Annotated in this window: 6 protein-coding genes; 5 read left to right on the forward strand and 1 reads right to left on the reverse strand. The window is 71.8% G+C overall.

Features of this window, described 5'->3' with window-relative positions:
• The 3 genes from AOK24_RS25630 to AOK24_RS25635 all read left to right on the forward strand — a co-directional run.
• The coding region (locus AOK24_RS25630; protein WP_055722431.1) for a polysaccharide deacetylase family protein at window positions 1-708 on the forward strand (708 nt) is incomplete at its 5' end.
• Between the two features lie 5 nt (window positions 709-713).
• On the forward strand, window positions 714-845 hold the full coding sequence (locus AOK24_RS52340; protein WP_276206854.1) for a hypothetical protein: 132 nt from the start codon (window positions 714-716) through the stop codon (window positions 843-845).
• A gap of 50 nt (window positions 846-895) precedes the next feature.
• Complete coding sequence (locus AOK24_RS25635) at window positions 896-1,603, forward strand: aminoacyl-tRNA hydrolase (RefSeq protein WP_420876688.1); 708 nt, start codon at window positions 896-898, stop codon at window positions 1,601-1,603.
• On the opposite strand, the gene AOK24_RS25640 is transcribed toward AOK24_RS25635, so the two are convergent.
• Window positions 1,604-2,212 (reverse strand): hypothetical protein, encoded by a 609-nt coding sequence (locus AOK24_RS25640; RefSeq protein WP_159051980.1) that lies wholly within the window; start codon window positions 2,210-2,212, stop codon window positions 1,604-1,606.
• A gap of 203 nt (window positions 2,213-2,415) precedes the next feature.
• On the opposite strand from AOK24_RS25640, the gene AOK24_RS25645 reads away from it, so the two are divergent.
• Together AOK24_RS25645 and AOK24_RS25650 are read left to right on the forward strand one after the other, a co-directional pair.
• Window positions 2,416-3,207: an SAM-dependent methyltransferase gene (locus AOK24_RS25645; protein WP_055722434.1), complete on the forward strand. Its 792-nt coding sequence runs from the start codon at window positions 2,416-2,418 to the stop codon at window positions 3,205-3,207.
• A 239-nt stretch (window positions 3,208-3,446) separates the two neighbouring features.
• Window positions 3,447-4,458: MbnB/TglH/ChrH family RiPP precursor modification enzyme (locus tag AOK24_RS25650; RefSeq protein ID WP_240554119.1), on the forward strand; the 1,012-nt coding region annotated here is incomplete at its 3' end.

Raw genomic sequence — 4,458 nt, forward strand, 5'->3', positions numbered from 1 at the left:
CCCCCCACCCTCGCCGCCGGCCCCTCGGGCCTGACCCCCGTCTTCGAACACGCCCCCCGCGGCAAGGACCGCACCGTCGCCCTCACCTTCGACGCCGACATGACCGCCGACCAGGGTCCCCGCGCGGCCCGGGGCGAGCACTTCGACAACCCGGCGCTGATCGCCACCCTCCGCTCCCTGAAGATCCCCGCGACCGTGTTCATGACGGGCCGCTGGGCCGAGGAGTACCCCGACCAGGCCCGCTCGATCGGCCGCGACCCCCTCTTCGAGGTCGCCAACCACTCGTACAGCCACCACGCCTTCACCGCCGACTGCTACGGCCTCCCCACGGTCCCCGAACCGGACATGCGCGCCGACATCGAAAAGGCCTACGCCGCCTTCCGCAAGGCGGGCGTCCCGCACCCGATGCCCTACTTCCGCTTCCCCGGCGGCTGCTACGACAAGACAGCCCTGCGCGCCCTGAACGCCACCGGCGTCACCGCCGTCCAGTGGGACGTCATCAGCGGCGACGCCTTCGCGACCGACGCGGACGCCGTGGCCCGCCAAGTCCTCGACGGCGTCAAGCCCGGTTCCGTCGTCGTCATGCACTGCACCCGCAGCGCCGCCCCCACAACAGAACGCGCCCTCCGCACAATCGTCCCCGAACTCCGCCGCAAGGGCTACCGCTTCGTGAAGGTCTCCGACCAGATCAGAGCGGCCGTACGCTGAAGAGCATGACCGAGACGCCGAACGCGGAGTGCGTACTGTGCCGGGAACCGACGGAGTACCCGGCGACGCAGAAGGGCATCACCCTGTGCCCGGTATGCGAGTGGCAGGAGGCGCAGAGGTCGGCCTGCCCGGGGTGAGGGCGTAGGCGGGGCGAGCCCTCTCCGCGAGGTCACGTAGCCTGCTCGGCGTGAGTGACAGTCCGTTTCAGTCCGAAGTGAGCCCGCGCGACGAGGCCCCGCAGTTCGTGCTGCCGCTGGTCGTTCGTATCGAACGCGACGCGGCCCCGGCCCGCACCGACGCCCTGGAGACCTCGGCCCGTGCGGTCCTGTGCATCCTCGACGACGCCCGCTCGACCGGCGACGGCGAGTGGGCGCGGGCGATCACGGACTGGCAGGACGCCCGGATCCGCAAGGTGGTCCGGCGTGCGCGGGGCGCGGAGTGGCGGCGCGCGGAGGCGCTGGACGGGATCACGGTGACCGGCAAGTCGGCGGAGGTGCGGGTCTTCCCGCCGGTTCCGCTGGACGGCTGGCCCAAGGACCTGGCCCGCCTCCAGGTCTCCGGCACGGACCTGGACGACCCCGAGGCCCCGGCGCCGGCCGACCCGGACGTCCCGGTGCTGTGGCTCAATCCCGAGCTGGACATGTCCGCCGGGAAGACGATGGCGCAGACCGGGCACGCCGCCCAACTCGCCTGGTGGGAGCTGGGCGACGAGGAGCGGGCCGCCTGGCGCGAGACCGGTTTCGCGCTCGCCGTCCGCACGGCCGACTCCGGCCGCTGGTCCGAACTCACGGCGAGCGGGCTGCCGTTGGTCCGTGACGCGGGCTTCACCGAGATCGCGCCAGGCAGTTTCACGGTCGTGTCGGATCACCCCGCACTGCGCCGACGGCTGCCCTGATCAGAAGCCCAGTTTCCAGTCCTGGTAGGTGGAGGTGCAGAAGTTCGGCGGGAGTATCGGGTCCGGGTTCGGGCGGTAGTCCGTGAAGGACAGGTAGGGGCGCTTGCCCGTCGTGTCGCTCGGGTCGTTGGCGTCCAGGCACCGCTGTCCGATCCCCGGCTTGTAGGCGAAGCGCCACGCGGACCAGTCGGCGTTGGCCGGGAAGAGCAGCCAGGGATCGTCGGACGGCCGGGCGTGCGTCATGACTTCCGGCTGCCACGTGGGGCTGCAATCGGCGCAGATCGGCCTGAGATACCCCGAGGTCGCCGCGCTCCGGATCTGCACCGTGGCCCATTCGTTCTCAGGGTGGCTCTGGATGATGATGTACCACTGCTGGTACGGGCTGTCGTTGCACGGCATCGTGGAGACGACGGCCCGGTCGTTGGTCGTCAGGCACCGGCCCTGCGCCCAGCTGCGGATGATCCCCGCGTACCAGACCTGGCCGGGCTGATCGCCGGCCTGCGCGGGGCTCGCGGCGACACCGGCCGTGGCCGCGAGGGCGGCCAGCGCCGTCAGCACGGCGGCCGTACGGCGACACCGGCTCAGCGCCGTTCTGAAGTGGTCTAACATCGTCGGTCCTTCCGTCACCGGGCCGGGGCCGGGTGCCCTCGACCCGAAGCTGACAAGTGATCAGCCAGCAGGACGGGTGGACGCGCGGCCCGGTTCCCCAGACCGCTCGCGCCCTCGTGGAAGGGCCCCGGAACGGGGAGTTGTACGGTCCGGCGGCTACCGTGAGATCCACAACGGCCTTAGAGCTCGCACCGGGAGTCGTCATGTCGCTCGACCGTCCGCCGATCAACAGCGAGGTGCCGCACTCCGCGCGCATCTGGAACTACTGGCTCGGCGGCAAGGACTGCTACCAGATCGACCGTCAAGTGGGCGACCAGATACGGTCGTTGAACCCGGAGATCGTCGACATCGCGCGCGCCCAGCGGGCGTTCCTGAAGCGGGCGGTGACCTATCTCGCCGGTGAGGCGGGCATCCGGCAGTTCCTCGACGTCGGCACCGGGCTGCCGTCCCACGACAACACGCACGAGGTCGCCCAGTCCGTCGCGCCCGACGCGCGGATCGTGTACGTCGACCACGACCCGGTCGTCCTCCAGCACGCGCACACGCTCCTCGCGGGGACCTCCGAGGGGGCGACCGACTACATCGAGGCCGACCTCCGCGACCCCGCCGCGATCCTGCGCGCCGCCCGCGACACCCTCGACTTCGACCGCCCGGTCGCCCTCATGCTCCTCGGCATCGCCGCGCACATCCCGGACGACTCCGCGTACGACCTGGTCGGCGAGCTCAAGTCGGCGCTCCCGTCCGGCAGTCACCTGGTGTTCTGCGACAGCACGGAGGTGTTCCACGCGGCCGAGATGCGGGCGATGGTGGAACGCTGGAACGAGGCGGGCGACAACCCCCGCGTCAACCGCACCCCGGACCAGCTCTCCCGCTTCTTCGAGGGCTTCGACCTCCTGGAGCCGGGCCTGGTGCCGGTGGCGGAGTGGCGCGCCCCGGCGGACGCCGGCGACCGCAGGGACGTCGACAGCTTCGGGGGCGTGGCGCTGAAGCGCTGACTCCAACCTCAAATGTTCCTCTGAACGCGCCTTCCGAGGGTTCGCCCCGGGGTGACGGGGGTCATATCTCCGTCACCCGCACGGGGACCGGAACGTCGGAGGAGGGGAGCATGACGCGACAGGGAACGAGCACGGGGCTGGAGACAGCGGCACGACCGGGGACGACGGACAGGCACCTCGACGGGGCAGCCACGCACGGCACGGGAACCCACCTCGCCGGTGTCTCCCGCCCCAGCCCCCTGTTCCGGCTCGGTACCGGCATCGGCTGGCGGCCCGAGATCGCGGATGCGATAGAGCGGATGCCCGGCGTCGACTGGGTGGAGGCGGTCGCCGAGAACCTGTGCCCCGGGCATCTCCCCGAGTCGCTCCAGCGGCTGCGGGCGCGCGGGGTGACCGTCGTCCCGCACGGCGTGTCCCTGGGGCTCGGTGGGGCGGAGCGGCCGGACGAGGGGCGGTTGAAGGCGCTGGCCGAGCGGGTCGAGGCGCTCGGCTCGCCGCTGGTCACCGAGCACATCGCGTTCGTGCGGGCGGGCGGTGCGCTGACCGCCACGGCCGCGCTGGAGGCCGGGCACCTGCTGCCCGTACCGAAGACCCGGGACGCCCTCGACGTGCTGTGCGAGAACATCCGCATCGCCCAGGACGCCCTCCCCGTCCCCCTCGCCGTCGAGAACATCGCCGCGCTGCTGGCCTGGCCCGGCGAGGAGATGACCGAGGGCCAGTTCCTGTACGACCTCGTCGACCGGACCGGCGTACGGCTCCTCATCGACGTGGCGAACCTCCACACGAACCACGTCAACCGGGGCGAGGACCCCTTCCGCGCGCTCGCCGAACTCCCCGTCGAGGCCATCGCGTACGTCCATGTCGCGGGCGGCATCGAGAAGGACGGCGTCTGGCACGACACCCACGCCCACCCCGTCCCGCCCGCGGTCCTGTCCCTCCTCACCGGCCTCACCTCCCGCACGTCCCCGCCCGGAGTCCTCCTGGAACGCGACGACAACTTCCCGGACCCGACGGAGCTGACGGGGGAGCTGGAGGCGATCAGGGAGGCGGTGTCGAGGGGATCGCTGGCGAGGACGAGGACGGAGACACTGGCGGCGGTACGGCCGACGGCCATGGCGAGGGCGGGCGTACATACGACGGCGGGGGCGGCATCCTCAGCGGGGACGCTCCCAGCGCCCTCGGCAGCGGCACGCCCGACCCCCCTGACGACGACGCCTCCGGCAACCTCCGCAGCGACGCCCCTCCCGGAAG

Origin of the sequence: Streptomyces niveiscabiei, assembly GCF_001419795.1 — a bacterium.
GTDB classification, from domain to species: Bacteria; Actinomycetota; Actinomycetes; order Streptomycetales; family Streptomycetaceae; genus Streptomyces; species Streptomyces niveiscabiei.

Excerpts from the sequence above, each read along its gene's own strand:
- AOK24_RS25640 (WP_159051980.1), bottom strand. The coding sequence starts at position 2,212 with ATGTTAGACCACTTCAGAACGGCGCTGAGCCGGTGTCGCCGTACGGCC.
- AOK24_RS52340 (WP_276206854.1), top strand. The coding sequence starts at position 714 with ATGACCGAGACGCCGAACGCGGAGTGCGTACTGTGCCGGGAACCGACG.
- AOK24_RS25645 (WP_055722434.1), top strand. The coding sequence starts at position 2,416 with ATGTCGCTCGACCGTCCGCCGATCAACAGCGAGGTGCCGCACTCCGCG.